Source organism: Streptomyces synnematoformans (genome assembly GCF_039531005.1).
GTDB classification, from domain to species: Bacteria; Actinomycetota; Actinomycetes; order Streptomycetales; family Streptomycetaceae; genus Streptomyces; species Streptomyces synnematoformans.
Window position 1 is genome coordinate 1 of sequence record NZ_BAAAPF010000053.1, and the last position, 15213, is coordinate 15213.

The window sequence follows — 15213 nt, forward strand, 5'->3', positions numbered from 1 at the left end:
GCCGGCGGCGGCGAACCCGCCGCCGGCGGGCGACGGGCGGCCGGGCTCCGCCGCGCCGCCGCGGCGCGGCAGGAGATCCGAGCGCATCGACGCCACGCAGAGCGCGGAGACCACGTACGAGACGGCGTCGGCGAGGAACGGCAGCCAGCGGCCGAGTTGGAAGAGCACACCGCCGAGGACCGGGCCCGCCACAAGCCCGGCCTGCTCACCGGCCTGGATACGGGAGACGGCCCAGGGGTAGCGGGACTCCGGCACGAGGACGGCCACCGTGCCGGCCGCGGCGGCGGACTGGCAGGACGTCGCGGTGCGCTCCACGACCACCGCGGCGAAGAGCTGCCACAGCGGCGGGTCCCCGAGCAGCGTGCTGACGGCGACGAAGGCCACGGCTCCGGCGGCGACCAGCGCGGCGGACACCATCACCGCCTTGCGGGCGCCGCGGTCGGCGAGGACGGCGGCGAACGGGCCCGTGAGCATGCCGCATCCGGCCGACACACCGGCCACCATGCCGACGACGGCGGGTGAGCTGCCGAGGGCGAGCAGCAGCAGCGGAAGGGCCAGGCCGGAGGTCTGGGTGCCGAGGGCGTCGGTCGTGCCGGCCCACCAGAAGCGGCGGAAGTCCCCTTCGGCCGCGGGGGCCGGAGCGGTCGCCCGTCTGCGGAAGCGGGCGGTGACCGGGCTCAACAGGCCGCTGAGGTGCGCTGGAACGCCGGGTGCGAGGGAGCGGGGGAGGGTGGGCGGGCCGGCGGGCCGCCGGCGTGGCCGTGCCGGTCATCGGCCGTGCGGCCGTGCCCGTCGCGCGGGTCGCGCAGCAGGTCGTGTAAGCCGTGGCGGGCGCGTAAGCCGCGCAGGCCGCGCGAGCGGGCGTGGGCGTCCGGGGCGACAGTGCATCCGCATGGCTTCTTCATGGGTGCGCTCCTCCTGACCGTACGGCGGCATGAGCCCGGCCGCATCGCGGCGGGCTCGACTGTACGGGCCGGGCTCCGGCCCGCTGTAGCCGTCCGTTTGGGGGGCTTGCGGCGGGCCGGACCCGCGGTCACGGTGGTGGGGCGGGGGCGTGCGCGGCACGGGGCGCGACACGCCTCAGTACACGTCGAGACCGTCCTCCCGGGCCCGGCGGGCCAGCTCGATCTTGGTGTGGGCGGGCCGCCCGGCCTGCCGGTACTTGGTCTTGACCCGGTCCAGGTAGTCCTTGGCCGTGGCGGCGGAGATCCCGGCGCGCCGCGCGGCCGAATGCAGCGTCATCCCCGAGGCGTAGTCGAGCAGGATCTGCTCCTCCCGCGGAGACAGGCGGGGCCGCTCCGGGCCGGTGTCGTGGGCCCAGGCGAAGGCCAGCTCCGGGGAGTGGGCGCCGCGGCCGGCGGCGATGTCCTCGACGGCCGCGACCAGCGTCGAGAGGTCGTTGTCCTTGGTCAGATAGCCGTCCGCGCCGGCCCGCAGCGCCTCCACGACCCGGGCCCTGTCCGGCACCGTGCTGATCACCAGAACCCTGCTCCCGGCCCCGAGCAGCCGCCGGATGTTGTCTCTCGGGAGCGACCCGTCCCGCAGCCGCAGGTCCAGCAGCACGACGTCGCACGGAGCGGCCGCGCCGGCGCCGTCCCGCGGGGCCGGCGCGGCGGCGAGCAGCCCGTCCACCGTGGTGGAGACGGCGACCAGCCGTATCCCGGGCACGCCGCCCAGCCAGGAGGCCATCCCGTCGAGCAGCATCCGGTCGTCGTCGACCACCGCCACGCTGATCACCGCGGCCATCGCAGCTCCACTCGTACGCCCTCGTCCGGGGCACCCTCCACCAGCGCGGCGCCACCGGCCTCCGCCATCCGGCCGTGCACCGAACTCCGCAGCCCCAGCCCGGGCACGTGCCGCTCGGGGTCGAACCCGGAGCCCCGGTCGACCACCGTCACCGTCACGCCGTCGCCGCCGTCCGGCTGTCCGGCGGCCGTCACGTAGGCGTGCCCCGTACCGGCGTGCCGGTGCACGTTGTTGAGCGCTTCCCGCACCGCGTCGCCCACCGCCCCGGCCGCCTTCGGCGGTACGGCGGGCAGGTCGTGGAACCGCGCGGTCACCCGCATCCCCAGGCTCTCCGCCGACCGGATCGCGTCCTCCAGCGCCGCTCCGATCTCCCGCCGGGGCTCGCTGCCGGACGTCTGCTCGACTAATCGCCGCAGAAACGCCGCGTCCTGTGCGCAACGCGCCCGCACCCGCGGGTCGTTACCGTCGATCCCGCCGCCGGCGAGCGCGGTCAGCGTGGCGAGGACGGTGTCGTGCAGGGCGCGGTGGTGCTCAAGCCGCTCGGCGTAGCGTGCCTTGTGGGCCTCCGCCGTCACCGCCCGCTCGGTGGCCTCGTCGAGCTGGCAGCCCTGCCGGCACAGGTAGCGCCAGAAGACCCAGGCGATCAGCGCGGACCACACCAGGGAGTTGACGTGGCCGGTCACCACGGCGGCATCCGCTCTGGCCAGCAGGTACCCGGGCAGGTTCGTCGCCACCAGCACCGCGACCACGACGACGGGCCACAGCCCCGGCAGGGCCACCGCCGCGACGGCGCTCGCCGAGGTGCTCAGCAGCATCGCCCAGGCGAACGCCCCCGGCTCCCGCGCCCCGCCCGAGGCCGCCGCCGCCAGCGGCAGCAGACAGCCGGTCACCAGGACGTCCGCCCAGACGTACCGCCGGTCGAACCAGCCGTCCCGCAGCGCCGTGCCGTAGACCAGCGCACTCACCGCGAGAGCCGCCACCGTGCCCAGGCAGGCTGTCGGGTCGCCCAGGCGCTCCGGGACGACCGCCAGCACGCCGACCACCAGATGGCTCGCCCGGTACAGCAGCGTGGCCAGCACCATGAACGCCTGCGCCCGCTGGATCCCGGATCCCAACCGCGCCCTGTCCTGCGCACCCCGCATGCCCCATAACGCTCTCGCCCACCCCTGCACCCCGGATACCCCCACGAAATCGGCCTGAGCGCCCATCACGGACACCCCGTCAGCGCCACATTCTGACCCCCGCCGGCAGCCCCGGTACACCCGTACGGTGGCGGGGCCGTACCCCCGCGCGGGCGCAGGATTTGCCGCATGTGCGGTGGTGAGGAAACGGTCGGAGCGCGGGTGCTGCCGTGGTCTTCCGCAGACGCCCGGGACCGGCACGGCTCCGTGCCCGCGCGCGTGCCCATGGCCTGCTCCGCGTCCTGGCCGCCGTCGCCGGTGGCGCACACCGCGGCGCCGCGGGTCCCGTCGCGGGTGACGTCGACCGGGGTGCGACAGCCGGGCAGTTCGCCGAAGTGACCGAAGCAGCCGCCGCCGCAGACGACGGGATCTCGCCCCGTGCTCCGGCGGGCCAACTGCCGATATGACGTGGCCGGTCCCCGCCGTCCTCTAGGACGGCCGGTGGGTTGTTTGCAGGCTTACGTCGGGTTTGTCTCGGCGCTCCCCTGGTACCCGGCTCACGTACCCCGACGTCCTCGGGAGGTGGGAGGTCCCCATGCCCGTCGAGAGCGTGACGGTCCGGATCGCCGACACGCGGCTCGCCGGTGACCTCGCGGTCCCCGACGCGCCCATGGGTCTGGTGCTGTTCGCCCACGGCAGCGGCAGTTCGCGGCACAGCGCGCGCAACCAGGCGGTGGCCGCCCGGCTGAACGACGCCGGAATCGGCACCCTCCTCCTCGACCTGCTCACGCCGGCCGAGGACCGGGCCGATGCGGTTACCCGTGAGTTCCGCTTCGACATCAACCTGCTGGCGCACCGGCTCAGCGGTGCCGCCGACTGGCTCGCGGCCCGCGTCACCGACCTCCCCCTCGGGCTCTTCGGCGCCAGCACGGGCGCGGCGGCTGCGCTCGTCACCGCGGCCGAGCGGCCCGACCTGGTACGTGCCGTGGTCTCCCGTGGAGGCCGGCCCGACCTCGCGGGTGACGCGCTCGCCGGCGTACGGTCGCCCGTGCTGCTCCTCGTGGGCGGCCGGGACGAAGCCGTGATCAAGCTCAACGAGGAGGCCGCGCAGCGGCTCTCCGCGCCGTACGAGCTGCGTGTGATCGCCGGGGCGACGCACCTGTTCCCGGAGCCGGGTGCGCTGGAGGAGGTCGCGGACGCGGCGGGGGACTGGTTCAGGAGGATGCTTCCCGAAGGCTGAGCCCGCGGCCCCCGGCCGCATGCGTCGGCCCCGGGGGGTTTCCCCGGGGCCGACGCCGTGCGCGCGGGTCAGCCGACGGTGAAGTGGTAGTCCACCGGGTCCGACGTGACGGTCGTGCCGTCGGTGAGCGTGCCGCTCGCCTGGAAGGTGAGCGTGTACCTCCCCTCGGCCTCGAACGCCCAGTTGGTGTGGTGGTGGGCGCCCGCGGAGACGGCTGCGGAGTCGGGCAGTCCGTCGCCGCTGTCGAACCGCTTGGCCGGTCCGGCCGTTCCGGCGTCGAAGACGCTGACGTCGGCCGGGCCGCTGACGGCGGTCAGCCGAAGCTGCACCGTGTCGCCCCGGAAGGTGTCGGCCGGTACCTCGTGCGCGGACCAGCCGGCGAAGAGCAGGTCCGGGTTCTCGGTCTGCGGCAGGATCCACACCGGGTCGCCGGGGTCGCCGAGGAACCCGTACGCGGGGTCGCCCGGCACCGCGGTCTGGGCCTCCGGCCTGACGTGCAGGGTGACCTCGGCCGGGTCGCGCTCGACCGGCGTGCCGGAGGTCCCGTCGTGCAGGCCGAGTTCGAGCGCGCCTCCCTCGTAGCCGATGTCGACGACATCGACGTGCCCTTTGGACAGGGTCACCGGCTCGGCGAGAGCCGGTGCCGCCGCGAGGCCGAGCGCGGCCAGGGCCGTGCCGGAGACGAGCAGGGTGCGGTTCAGCAGCGTGGTGGACATCGAACCTCCGGTCAGGAGAAGTTGAGTACCGACAGCTTAGATAAAATGACAATCATATTCAATAAGTCGCCTGCGCGGCGCCCCGCCCGAAGGAGTCCGATCGCCATGTCCCAGCCCCCGGAAGCCCAGCCCGCAGACGCCCTGATCCGCATCCTCGGCGTCGGCGCCTTCGACTGCCTGGCGGGCGCGGAGGCCGCCGTATGAGCACCACGTCCGACGCGCCGGTCGGGGCCGACGCCACCGCCGCGTACGCCTGGACCGCCGAGGTCGACGACGTCCCCGTCTGTGTCAGCGCCGTCGGCGACCTGGTCGCGGTCGCCGGGGCCGGCGGCACGGCGCGGGTTCTCCACGCCGCCGCCGGCGCGCCGGTCGACGACTTCCCGCTGCCCGACGGCCTGTTGTACGCCGCCCTCTCCCCGGACGCGCAGCACCTGGTCGTGGCCGGACCCGGCGGCCACGGGCTCTGGCGCCGCGCCGACCGGCGCGTACGGCGGGCCGCCACCGGCGCCTGGTCGCAGGCCGCCGCCTGGTCCGGCACCGACCGGGTGGCCGTCGCGAACGGCCGCCAGGCCGTCGTCCTGCGCCCGGACGGCAGCGAGATGTGGGCCACGGAACCGGCGGCCGGCACGGTCACCGACGTCGCCTGGATGCGCGGTGGACGGCGCCTGGCCGTCGCCGCGTACGGGGCGGTGCGCAGCCACGAGTGCCACCGGGCCGCACCCGTGGCCACCTACCCGTACGTCGGCTCCCACCTCGCGCTGGCCGTCGCCCCGACCGGCCGCTGGATCTGCGGCGGCAACCAGGACGCCGTCCTCCACATCTGGCGCACCCGCGACGGCGACGAGTTGACCATGTCCGCCTATCCGCGGAAGGTCTCCCGGCTCGCCTTCGACGGCACCGGCCGCTGGCTCGCCACCGACGGCGCCCCCGACGTCACCGTCTGGGACTTCTCCGGCACGGGCCCGGCCGGCACCGGCCCGCGCATGCTCGCCGCCCACGAGACCGTCACCGCACTGGCCTGGCGCCCCGGCACCCGCGCCCACCTGGCCAGCGGCGGCGACGACGGCACGCTCGCACTCTGGCGCGCGTCCGCCGGCCCGGCCGGAGGAAGCCTCCGGCCGGTACAGCGGTACGAACTCGGCTCCGCCGTCACCGCAGTGGCCTGGTCCGGCCCCGGGCTGCTGATCGCCGCCACCCGCGACGGACGCATCGTGGCGCTCCGGCTGCCCGACGGGACCCGGCTGTGACGGACCGGGGGCGAACAGCAGACCGCACGGGTGCCGCGCCGGGCACGCCGTCGCCGGCGGTGCCGGGTCAGCAGTCGCGCAGCTCAGGTGACTGGTTGAGGACCTGCGCGCGGGGGGAGACGAAGCGGGCGAGGCCGGCGCTGTCGCGGGCCCCGGTGGGGAAGACGGCGAGCCTGTGGCAGTTCTGGAAGGCCGGGGTGACGCCGAAGTGGCGCTCCAGGCAGCCGCGGATGGCGTCGCTGGCGAGCGCGCGCAGCAGCCTTAGGTTCACGGTGACGGCGCAACCGATGTCAAATCCGGCCGCGGGACAGGCAATTGCGGTCCGGCCCTCGTCAAGGAAGAGGCGAGGCCACCGAACGGCACGATCTTGCACGCTCGTTCCCGAGCGGCACGTTCGACCTGGTCTCGGCGCAGTACTTCCAGACGCCCTTCGCCCTGCCGCGGGCGGCGATCCTGCGCACCGCCGCCCCGGCGCTGCACCCGGGCGGGCGCCTTCTCGTCGTCGACCACGGGTCCATCGCGCCCTGGTCCTGGAACCAGGACCCCGGCACCCGCTTCCCGCGCTGACCGACTGTGCCGCCGTGTACGGCACCCCGTTCGTGTCTTTCGGTCCAGGAAGGCGACGAGCACGATATATGCATGATGAATATGCCAAGACGACGGGCCGAGGAGTGGCTCTCCGCGGCGGCACCGGACCCGGCCGCCTGCCGGCGGCAGTGGGCCCACGGGGAGAACGCCGTCGCCCTGCTCCCCGCCGGCCGGTTCTGGGACGTGCTGAACGTTCCGGAACGGCTCGGCGTGAAGGCCCTCGACGAGTTACGGCGCCTGCCCGAACAGGAACCCGGGCCCACACTCGGCGACTTCGTCGGTCACCGGGTCAGCTTCTTCCTCCCCCCGGACCCCCACACCCTCTGGGTCGGCACGGATATCCACTACATCGGGCACGGGACCTGGATCACCGTACCGGCGCCCTACCGGACCTCCGGCTCGCTGCGATGACTGGTCAGTCCGGACGGCAGCGGGGTTCTTCACCTTCCGGACGCCCTCGAACTGGCTCTGGTGGAGGCGGCCCGCCGCTGAAAGGCAGGCTGCCGTCGGCGTGACGTCGACTCGGCACGTGCGTCGGCCTCGCGCATGAGCGCGCTTCCCGGTGCGCCCTGCCGGTCGCCGTCCGACACCCCGATCAGGGCCACCGGTCGTCAACGAACCCGGCCGTCGCCGACCGGCGCACCGGCCGGCGCGGTGTGCGCAAGGGCGGCGGGCGGGTGGCCGGCCGCGTCGAGGCGTCCGTCGCGCAGCCGCAGACAGTGCTCTCCCGCGCCCGCCGACTCCAGGTCGTGCGTGGCCTGGACCACGGTTGCGCCGTCGGCGACGAGCTGGACGAGCAGCTCCTCGATGCTCGCGCGCGCCTCGGGGTCGAGGCCCGTGCACGGCTCGTCCAGCAGCAGGAGGTCCGCGTCCTGGGCGACCCCCTGGGCGATGAAGGTGCGCTGGCGCTGCCCGCCCGACAGCTCGCCGAGCTGCCGGTCGGCGAGGTGCGCGATGCCGAGCCGGCGGAGCGCGGCGTCGACGGTCGCGTGGTCGCGGGCGGTCAGCCTGCGCCACGGTCCGCGGTCCGCCCAGCGCCCCATCGCGACGGTCTGCCGCACGGTCAGCGGCAGCGCGTCGCTGACGGCGCTGCGCTGCGGTACGAACGCGGCGGTGCCGCCGCCACAGTGTTCCACCTCTCCCGATGTCGGCTTGATCACACCGGCGAGGACGCCGAGGAGGGTCGACTTGCCGCTGCCGTTGGGGCCGGTCAGCGACGTCACGGCCGCCCCCGGAATATCCGCTGTGACCTGGTGCAACACGGTCCGGCCGGAGTAGCCGGCGCTGAGTCCGGAGATGCGGACCCGGGGGGTCGGGGGCTGCGGTGGCATCATCAATCCCGTCTGTAGTGATAATCATTTTCATTGTACGGTGCGGGGCATGGAGTGGCTGACGGCACCCTTCGAGGTGACCTTTGTGCAAAGAGCCCTGGTGGGCGGCGTCCTGGTGTCCGCGATCGCCGCGCTGGCGGGCACCTGGGTGGTGCTGCGGGGGATGGCCTTCCTCGGCGACGCGATGTCGCACGGGCTGCTGCCGGGGATCGCCGTCGCCGCCCTCCTCGGCGGCAACCTGCTCGTCGGCGCCGCGGTGAGCGCGGCCGTCATGGCCGCGGGCGTCAGCGCGGTCGGCCGTGCGCCGCGGCTCTCCGAGGACACCGGGATCGGCCTGCTCTTCGTCGGGATGCTCGCGCTGGGAGTGATCATCATCTCCCGGTCGCAGTCCTTCGCCGTCGACCTGACCGGCTTCCTCTTCGGCGACGTGCTGGCCGTCGGCGAAGGCGACCTGGTGACGCTCGGCGTGGCGCTGGCGCTGGCGCTGACCGTCACCGTGCTCGGGCACCGGGCCTTCCTCGCGCTGGCCTTCGACGCGCGCAAGGCCCGCACCCTGGGCCTGCGCCCGCACCTGGCGCACGCCCTGCTGCTGGGGCTGCTGACGCTGGCGATCGTCGCGTCGTTCCACATCGTGGGCACCCTGCTCGTGCTCGGCCTGCTCATCGCCCCGCCCGCCGCCGCCCTGCCGTGGGCGCGCAGCGTCCACGGCGTGATGGCCGGCGCGGCGCTGCTGGGCGTCAGCGCGACGTTCTGCGGCCTGCTCCTGTCCTGGCACCTGAGCACCGCCGCCGGCGCCACCGTCGCCGCGTTCGCCGTCGCCCAGTTCTTCCTCTCCCAGCTGGCCGCCGGGATCCGCTCCCGCCGTGCCCGCCCGGTCCCGGACCGGGCCTGAGCCGCTCCCGCCACACCCCGCGAACGACAGACCGACGCAGATGGAGAGCACGACCGTGACTGCCCGCAGGACCGCATCACTCCGCATGTCCACCGCCCTGCTCCTCGCCGCCGCGCTCGCCGCCGGGTGCGGCGGAGGCGAGGGCGACGCCGGCGGCGACCGCGAGGCATCGCGGCGCGCCTCACCCTCGCCCCCGCACGGGTACGTCGAAGGGGCGAAGGAGGCCGCCGAGCAGCAGTCGCGGCTGGTGCTGGCCGACCCCGGCACCGGCGAGGCGCGGGTGCTCGACCTGATCAGCGAGAAGGTGCACACCGTCCCGGCCGTGCCGGACGCCACCGGCCTCACCACGGACGGCCGCTTCGGCTTCTTCCACACCGCCCGGGAGACGCAGGTCCTCGACACGGGCGCCTGGATGGTGGATCACGGCGACCACGTGCACTACTACCGGGCCCGGATACGCGAGGTGGGACAGCTGCCGGACGGCGGCGGCGCCCGGATACGCGGCGACGCCGCGGTCACCGCCGTGACCCCCGAGGACGGGGACGCGCGGCTCTACCGGCGTGACGCGCTGGAGGACGGGAGGATCGGCGACGCCCGCCCGCTCGCAGGGCCGCACGCCGCGCCCGTGATCCCGTACGGCGGGCACCTGATCACCCTGGGCTCCGGCGGGGACGCGGGCGTGACCGTCCGGGACCGCGACGGCGAGGAGACCGCCGCACTGGACGCCACGTGCCGTGACCCCCGGGGCGACGCCGTGACGCGGCGCGGCATCGTGTTCGGCTGCGCCGAGGGCGCGCTCCTCGTGCGCGAGGAGAGCGGCACGTTCGAAGCCGTGGAGATCCCTTACCCCCGGGGCGTCCCCGAGGACGAGCGGGCCACCGCCTTCCGGCTGCGGCCGGGCAGCGACACGCTCACCGCGCCGGCCGGCCGCGAGGCCGTCTGGGTCCTGGACGTGACCGAACGCACCTGGCAGCGCGTGGCGACCGGGCCCGTCCTGGCCGCCAACACCGCGGGCGAGGGGGCGCCCCTGCTGGCGCTGGGCACCGACGGAACCCTGCGCGGCTTCGACACCGCCACGGGCGAGCGCACCGGGGAGGAGGCCGCGCTGGACGCGGCACCCGCCGCGGCGGACCCCGGGCCCGGCGTCGCCGGATCCCCGGTCATCGCGGTGGACACCAGCCGCGCCTACGTCAGCGATCCGGCCGGCAGGCGCGTGCACGAGATCGACTACAACGACGGCCTGCGCGTCGCCCGCACCTTCGACCTGGACATCGAGCCGGGCCTGATGGCGGAGACCGGCCGATGAGCCGCGGCAGCCGTCGTCCGCCCCGTCACCGCGCCCTGATCGCCGCCTTCGCCGCCTTCGCCGCACTCCTCGCGCTGGCCGCCGCGTCGGGCTGTACGAGCGGGTCCGACCGGCCGCGCGTGGTGGTGACGACGAACATCCTCGGCGACATCACCCGCGAGATCGTCGGCGACGAGGCCGAGGTGACGGTCCTCATGCAGCCGAACGCCGACCCGCACTCCTTCGGACTGTCGGCACCCCAGGCCGCCGACCTCGAACAGGCCGACCTCGTGGTCTTCAACGGCCTCGGCCTGGAGGAGAACGTCCTGCGGCACGTCGACAACGCGCGCGAGTCCGGCGTCGCGGCCTTCGAGGTCGGCAAGGCGGTGGACCCGCTCACCTACCGGGCAGAGGACGGCGGGCCCGAGGACGGCGCGGGGGAGCCCGACCCGCACTTCTGGACCGACCCCGACCGGGTACGCAAGGCCGCCGGCCTGATCGCCGGCCAGGTCGTGGAACACGTCGACGGCGTCGACGCCGGGGCCGTGCGCGCCAACGCGGACCGCTACGACGGGCGTCTGGCCGACCTCACCTCCTGGATGACGCGGTCCTTCGACCGCATCCCCGCGGAGCGCCGGGCGCTGGTGACCAACCACCACGTCTTCGGCTACCTCGCGGACCGCTTCGGCTTCCGCGTCGTCGGAGCGGTCCTGCCGAGCGGCACCACGCTCGCCTCGCCCAGCTCCTCGGACCTGCAGTCGCTCGCCCAGGCCATGCGCGGGGCGGGGGTGCGGACCATCTTCGCCGACTCCTCCCAGCCCAAGCGGCTGGCCGAGGTGCTCCGCAAGGAACTGGGCGGGGACGTGCGCGTCGTCGAGCTGTACAGCGAATCGCTGACGGAGCCGGGCGGGGGCGCCGGCAGCTACCTGCAGATGATGCGCGCCAACGCGACCGCGATGACCGAAGGCCTGACCGCTCCCTGACCCCGCAACACCCCGGCCGGCGGTCTCCCGGCGGCCGGTCCCCTCACCACGCCGCCACCCGTGCGGCAGAGAAAGGAACAGCAGTGCACAGTCCCGTACGCACCCGAGCCGCCCGCGGCGCGGCGCTCGCCCTCACGGCGGCCCTCGCCCTCGTCGCCTGCGGCGAAGACGAGGACTCCGCCGGGCCGCCCGGCGAGAGCAAGCCGAGTGCCTCGCCCGCCACCCTGACGGACCCGCTCACGGCCACCTTCGACGGCGGCCTCTACCTCCTCGACGGGGAGTCACTCGAAGTCGCCGAGACGATCGAGCTGCCCGGTTTCAACCGGGTCAACCCCGCCGGCGACGACACGCACATGATCGTCTCCACCGACGCCGGCTTCCGCGTCCTCGACACCTCCGCAAAAGCCCTCACCGACATCGAGTTCCCGGGCGCCGAGCCCGGGCACGTCGTGCGGCACGCGGACCGGACCGTGCTCTTCACGGACGGCACCGGCGAGGTCAGCGTCTTCGACCCGGCGGACCTGGCCGGCGGCGCGAAGCCCGACGCGCGGACGTACACCTCGAAGGAGCCCCACCACGGCGTCGCGATCGAGCTGGAGAACGGAGAACTGCTCACGACGCTCGGCAACGAGGAGACGCGCACCGGCGTCCTGGTCCTGGACGAGGACAACAAGGAGATCGCCCGCAACGAGGACTGCCCCGGCGTCCACGGCGAGGCGGCGGCCCAGGGCGAGGCGATCGCCGTCGGCTGCGAGGACGGCGTTCTGCTGTACAAGGACGGCGACTTCACCAAGGTCGACGCGCCGGACGACTACGGCCGTATCGGCAACCAGGCGGGCAGTGACGCGTCGCCCGTCCTGCTCGGTGACTACAAGACCGACCCCGAGGCCGAGCTGGAGCGCCCCGAGCGCGTCTCGCTCATCGACACCCGGAGCGGCGAACTGCGTCTGGTCGACATCGGCACCAGCTACTCCTTCCGCTCCCTGGCCCGGGGACCGCACGGCGAGGCGCTGGTGCTGGGCACGGACGGCGCGATCCACGTCATCGACCCGGAGAAGGGCGAGGTCGTCCGGAAGATTCCCGCGGTGGGGGAGTGGACGGAGCCGCTGGACTGGCAGCAGCCGAGGCCCACGCTCTTCGTACGGGACCACACGGCGTACGTCTCCGAGCCGGGCGAACGGAAGCTGCACGCGATCGACATCGAATTGGGCGAGAAGCAGCAGTCCGTGACCCTGCCGAAGGAGACCAACGAGCTGTCGGGCGTCGTCTCCGGCCACTGACCGCCGAGCCGCCGCCGGCCCGGCGGGCCGGGCGCGGCCCCTCACGGGGCGCCGGCCGGCCCGCCGGGAGCGGTGCGGGCGGTGCCCGCCGACGGACCGCTTCCTCAGCCGGCGCCTTCCCGCAGGACCGTCTCGGCCCGGTTCCCGGCGTAGTCCTCGATCACGGCGGTCACCGTGCTGTCGGCGGCGGACAACGTGACCGACAGCGCGTCCAGGGTGGTGCGGCCGCGGATCATCCGGTCGCGCTCGCCCTGGCTGTACGTGGTGTCGAACGGGATCGGCTCGCCGTTCTCGTACACCGTGAGGGTGTGCCAGTCGGCCAGGGTGGGCTGGGTGAGCCGCAGTGAGGTTCCGGACAGCTCGACCGCGGACGTCGGGTACGGCTCGATCTCGGTGTCGGCGAACGCCCCCGTCGCCGCGACGGGGGTGCCACCGCGGGCGGGGGCCACCGTGGCGACGAAGTCTCCACCGTCGACAGGAGTGTCCCGGAACGTCACCGACGTCCTGCCGTGGCCGGGCCTGAGCGTGTCCTCGTACGCGCCGCTCAGGGTGACCACGGAACCCGGGGGGACCGGCTTGTCCCAGGCCACGGTCACCGTGCCGTCCTCGGACGCCCGGGCGGCGACGTCGCCCGGGCCGCGGGTGAAGTCGTACGGGAGGGTCGCCGCCCCGCTCTTGCTGCCGTCCTTCCCGACCGCGACCAGCCGGAGCGTTCCCCTGGTGCCGGTGAAGTGCTTGACGTAGAGGTTGTCGTCGTAGACGCCGCCGAGGTACTCGCCGTCGGCGTAGGCGTCGTAGCGGACGACGTCCTCGTAGTCGTCGAGGTCCCACCCCAGGTACAGCTCGTCGGTCGCGGTCAGGGCCTGTTCGACGTGGAAGCCGGTGGGCGCGTCCGGGGTGTGCTCGGCGCCGTCCGTGACGGTGAGGGCACCGAGGTTGACCTGGAAGTCGTCGATCGGCCCGGCCTGGGGAGCGAGGCCGAGCCCCAGCGTGGAGACCGTCTCGCCCGCGTAGGCGGAGAGGTCGACGGTCGCGGTGCGCCAGCCGCCGCCGGCGGGCCCGGAGTGCTCGATCGGCACCCGGACGGTCTTCGACGGGTCCGAAGCGAGCACGAGCGCCAGGCTCACGTCGGCGTCGCCGGCGCTCGGCCCCGCGTACGTCAGCTCGGCCCGGGAGCCCTCCTCCAGCCGCAGGTCCGTCTTGTGCAGGCGCAGCACCGCGTCACCGGTCAGCTCGCCGCTGACCGCCAGCGACGAACCGCCCTCGAAGGCGCCGAGCGGCCGGTAGTCGAAGCGGTCCGCGGGGGTGTAGTCCGGGCCGTAGTCGTAGTCCGCCTCAAGGCCGTCGGCGCCGTCCCCCTGGAACCACCACTGCCAGGTCACCGGGGTGTCCTGGATGCCGATGTTGCCCCACTCCTGCCCGCCGGCCCGTACCCCGTCGCGCCAGTAGCCGAGGCCGTGCCCGGTGTTGAACGTGGTGGCGAAGGTGGAGCCGGTGACGGCGGTCCGCTCGGCGATCTGCGAGGAGACGCCCGGCCACTCGCCGTCGCCGGCCGGGCCGGTGCCCGTCGCCGTGCCGGTCCACCAGCGCCGCTCGCGGTCGAAGACCTTCGACTGCTTGTCGTCGTCGGTCTTGTGCGCGTAGTCCGAGTGGACGAAGTCCGCGCCGAGGGTGGCGACGGCGTTCATCGGCGCCCCGTCCTCGCCGAGGTTGTCCCGCAGGTCGTACGGCTGGTCGAACTGGTACTTGCCGGCCTCGACCCCCGCGAAGACCTGCGTGCGCGGGTTCACGCCGACGGACTCGGCGTACCGGGCGGAGTCCGTGAGCTTCTCGCTGTTCCACCAGTAGTTGAGGAAGATCGAGTCGGCCAGCGGGCCCCGCGCGTCGTTCTGGACGAACGGGGCGTTCCGCTCGGTGAACTCGTTCTCGTAGAGCTTCTCGCCGGTCCCGGCGTCGACCGAGTCGTACCACTGCACGTACAGGCCCTCGGCGCGCAGCGCGGCGAGGAAGTCCATGTAGTCGTCCACGTCCTCGGCGGCGACGCGGCTCTGCTCCTGGTTGATGAAGTAGCCGTCGAAGCCGAAGTAGCGGGCGACCTCGGCGAGCTTGCGCGCGGCGGGGAAGCCGCCGTTCCCGTCGCGTACGAGCAGCTCGCTGTAGGACTGCGGGCCGCGGTCGTGGTCCGAGAAGAAGACGGTGCCCAGCGACCGGGCGCCGTTCTTGTGGGCGGCGTCGGTGTAGCCGGGGTTGGGCAGGTTGACCGCGCCGAACTCGAACCAGCGCTGGGTCCACTCGGCGGCGGGGTCGTAGTACTCCTCGGGCACGCCCTCGGTGGGCATGCCGTGCCAGGAGGCGTACGCGTCGGTGTACTGCCAGTAGGAGAAGAGGTACTGGCTGAACTCGTTGGTGTACGGGTGCGATTCGAAGAACGCGTTGCCGTAGTCGCCGGCGAGGGTGAGCATCCGGGTCTCGGCGGGCAGCGCGGGGTTGCGCTGCGTGGCCGGGTCGGCGTCGGCGCGCGGCTGCAGGGGTATCCGTGCGCGCAGCCTGCCGGCGTCGGTGTCGGTGCGCGGGTCCCAGTCGAGGAGGGTGGTCGCCGAGTAGCCGTGCTGGTACGGCTGGTTCGGTCCCTTGGCGCTCTCCCCCTCCCACGGCAGGGTGTCGGACGCCGTTGCCGCGGGCGTGCCGACGGCGGTCGCGGCGAGCGCGGCGGTGACGGTGACGGCGGCGAGCAGCGACCGCCGTCGTGGTACGGGTCTGGTCATGCTGTTACTCCCTTGTGAG

The 15213-nt window shown here is 74.1% G+C and carries 13 protein-coding genes and 2 pseudogenes; 8 read left to right on the forward strand and 7 right to left on the reverse strand.

Features of this window, described 5'->3' with window-relative positions; genetic code table 11:
- From ABD317_RS11730 to ABD317_RS11740, 3 genes are all read right to left on the reverse strand, one after another.
- Positions 1–681, reverse strand: a 681-nt coding sequence (locus ABD317_RS11730; protein WP_344289717.1) for an MFS transporter, incomplete at its 3' end; no start/stop codon positions are given.
- A 399-nt stretch (positions 682–1080) separates the two neighbouring features.
- Positions 1081–1746, reverse strand: coding sequence for a response regulator (locus ABD317_RS11735; protein WP_027751777.1), 666 nt, complete (start codon positions 1744–1746; stop codon positions 1081–1083).
- A complete protein-coding gene (locus ABD317_RS11740) occupies positions 1734–2861 on the reverse strand; it encodes a sensor histidine kinase (protein WP_344289718.1) in 1128 nt (375 codons plus the stop codon). Before ABD317_RS11740 ends, ABD317_RS11735 begins: the two co-directional genes overlap by 13 nt.
- Positions 2862–3462: 601 nt before the next feature.
- Between ABD317_RS11740 and ABD317_RS11745 the strand changes: the two genes are divergently transcribed.
- Positions 3463–4107 (forward strand): dienelactone hydrolase family protein, encoded by a 645-nt coding sequence (locus ABD317_RS11745; RefSeq protein WP_344289719.1) that lies wholly within the window; start codon positions 3463–3465, stop codon positions 4105–4107.
- Positions 4108–4175: 68 nt separating this feature from the next.
- Here ABD317_RS11745 and ABD317_RS11750 read toward each other — a convergent pair whose 3' ends face one another.
- Entirely contained in the window at positions 4176–4823 is a 648-nt protein-coding gene (locus tag ABD317_RS11750) for a choice-of-anchor M domain-containing protein (protein ID WP_344289720.1), read from the reverse strand.
- Between the two features lie 200 nt (positions 4824–5023).
- Here ABD317_RS11750 and ABD317_RS11755 point away from each other — a divergent pair, with 200 nt between their 5' ends.
- Positions 5024–6070: a WD40 repeat domain-containing protein gene (locus ABD317_RS11755; RefSeq protein ID WP_344289721.1), complete on the forward strand. Its 1047-nt coding sequence runs from the start codon at positions 5024–5026 to the stop codon at positions 6068–6070.
- Positions 6071–6137: 67 nt separating this feature from the next.
- On the opposite strand, the pseudogene ABD317_RS11760 reads toward ABD317_RS11755, so the two are convergent.
- Positions 6138–6332: pseudogene (locus ABD317_RS11760) on the reverse strand (SCO5389 family protein); the annotation flags it as partial.
- A 92-nt stretch (positions 6333–6424) separates the two neighbouring features.
- Between ABD317_RS11760 and ABD317_RS11765 the strand changes: the two are divergent.
- Positions 6425–6631: pseudogene (locus tag ABD317_RS11765) on the forward strand (SAM-dependent methyltransferase); the annotation flags it as partial.
- Positions 6632–6709: 78 nt separating this feature from the next.
- The gene (locus tag ABD317_RS11770; RefSeq protein WP_344289723.1) at positions 6710–7069 is read left to right on the forward strand and encodes a bifunctional DNA primase/polymerase; all 360 of its coding nucleotides are present in this window, start codon (positions 6710–6712) and stop codon (positions 7067–7069) included.
- Between the two features lie 200 nt (positions 7070–7269).
- Here the strand turns inward: ABD317_RS11770 and aztA are convergent, their stop codons facing one another.
- Entirely contained in the window at positions 7270–7992 is a 723-nt protein-coding gene (aztA, locus tag ABD317_RS11775) for a zinc ABC transporter ATP-binding protein AztA (RefSeq protein ID WP_344289724.1), read from the reverse strand.
- Positions 7993–8038: 46 nt separating this feature from the next.
- Between aztA and aztB the strand changes: the two genes are divergently transcribed.
- From aztB to aztD, 4 genes are all read left to right on the forward strand, one after another.
- Positions 8039–8881, forward strand: a complete 843-nt coding sequence (gene aztB / locus ABD317_RS11780; RefSeq protein ID WP_027751772.1) for a zinc ABC transporter permease AztB — start codon at positions 8039–8041, stop codon at positions 8879–8881.
- A gap of 40 nt (positions 8882–8921) precedes the next feature.
- Entirely contained in the window at positions 8922–10187 is a 1266-nt protein-coding gene (locus tag ABD317_RS11785; RefSeq protein WP_425582338.1) for a hypothetical protein, read from the forward strand.
- Positions 10184–11149, forward strand: coding sequence for a zinc ABC transporter substrate-binding protein AztC (gene aztC, locus ABD317_RS11790; protein WP_344289725.1), 966 nt, complete (start codon positions 10184–10186; stop codon positions 11147–11149). Before ABD317_RS11785 ends, aztC begins: the two co-directional genes overlap by 4 nt.
- Positions 11150–11232: 83 nt before the next feature.
- Positions 11233–12429, forward strand: a complete 1197-nt coding sequence (aztD, locus tag ABD317_RS11795) for a zinc metallochaperone AztD (RefSeq protein ID WP_344289726.1) — start codon at positions 11233–11235, stop codon at positions 12427–12429.
- Positions 12430–12533: 104 nt separating this feature from the next.
- Here the strand turns inward: aztD and ABD317_RS11800 are convergent, their stop codons facing one another.
- The gene (locus tag ABD317_RS11800) at positions 12534–15194 is read right to left on the reverse strand and encodes an endo-beta-N-acetylglucosaminidase (protein WP_344289727.1); all 2661 of its coding nucleotides are present in this window, start codon (positions 15192–15194) and stop codon (positions 12534–12536) included.
- Positions 15195–15213: the final 19 nt, after the last annotated feature.

Bases quoted from the DNA above. Each gene is read 5' to 3' on its own strand.
- ABD317_RS11735 (WP_027751777.1), bottom strand. From the start codon at position 1,746: ATGGCCGCGGTGATCAGCGTGGCGGTGGTCGACGACGACCGGATGCTG.
- ABD317_RS11745 (WP_344289719.1), top strand. From the start codon at position 3,463: ATGCCCGTCGAGAGCGTGACGGTCCGGATCGCCGACACGCGGCTCGCC.
- ABD317_RS11750 (WP_344289720.1), bottom strand. From the start codon at position 4,823: ATGTCCACCACGCTGCTGAACCGCACCCTGCTCGTCTCCGGCACGGCC.
- ABD317_RS11755 (WP_344289721.1), top strand. From the start codon at position 5,024: ATGAGCACCACGTCCGACGCGCCGGTCGGGGCCGACGCCACCGCCGCG.
- ABD317_RS11770 (WP_344289723.1), top strand. From the start codon at position 6,710: ATGATGAATATGCCAAGACGACGGGCCGAGGAGTGGCTCTCCGCGGCG.
- aztA (WP_344289724.1), bottom strand. From the start codon at position 7,992: ATGATGCCACCGCAGCCCCCGACCCCCCGGGTCCGCATCTCCGGACTC.
- aztB (WP_027751772.1), top strand. From the start codon at position 8,039: ATGGAGTGGCTGACGGCACCCTTCGAGGTGACCTTTGTGCAAAGAGCC.
- ABD317_RS11785 (WP_425582338.1), top strand. From the start codon at position 8,922: ATGGAGAGCACGACCGTGACTGCCCGCAGGACCGCATCACTCCGCATG.
- aztC (WP_344289725.1), top strand. From the start codon at position 10,184: ATGAGCCGCGGCAGCCGTCGTCCGCCCCGTCACCGCGCCCTGATCGCC.
- ABD317_RS11800 (WP_344289727.1), bottom strand. From the start codon at position 15,194: ATGACCAGACCCGTACCACGACGGCGGTCGCTGCTCGCCGCCGTCACC.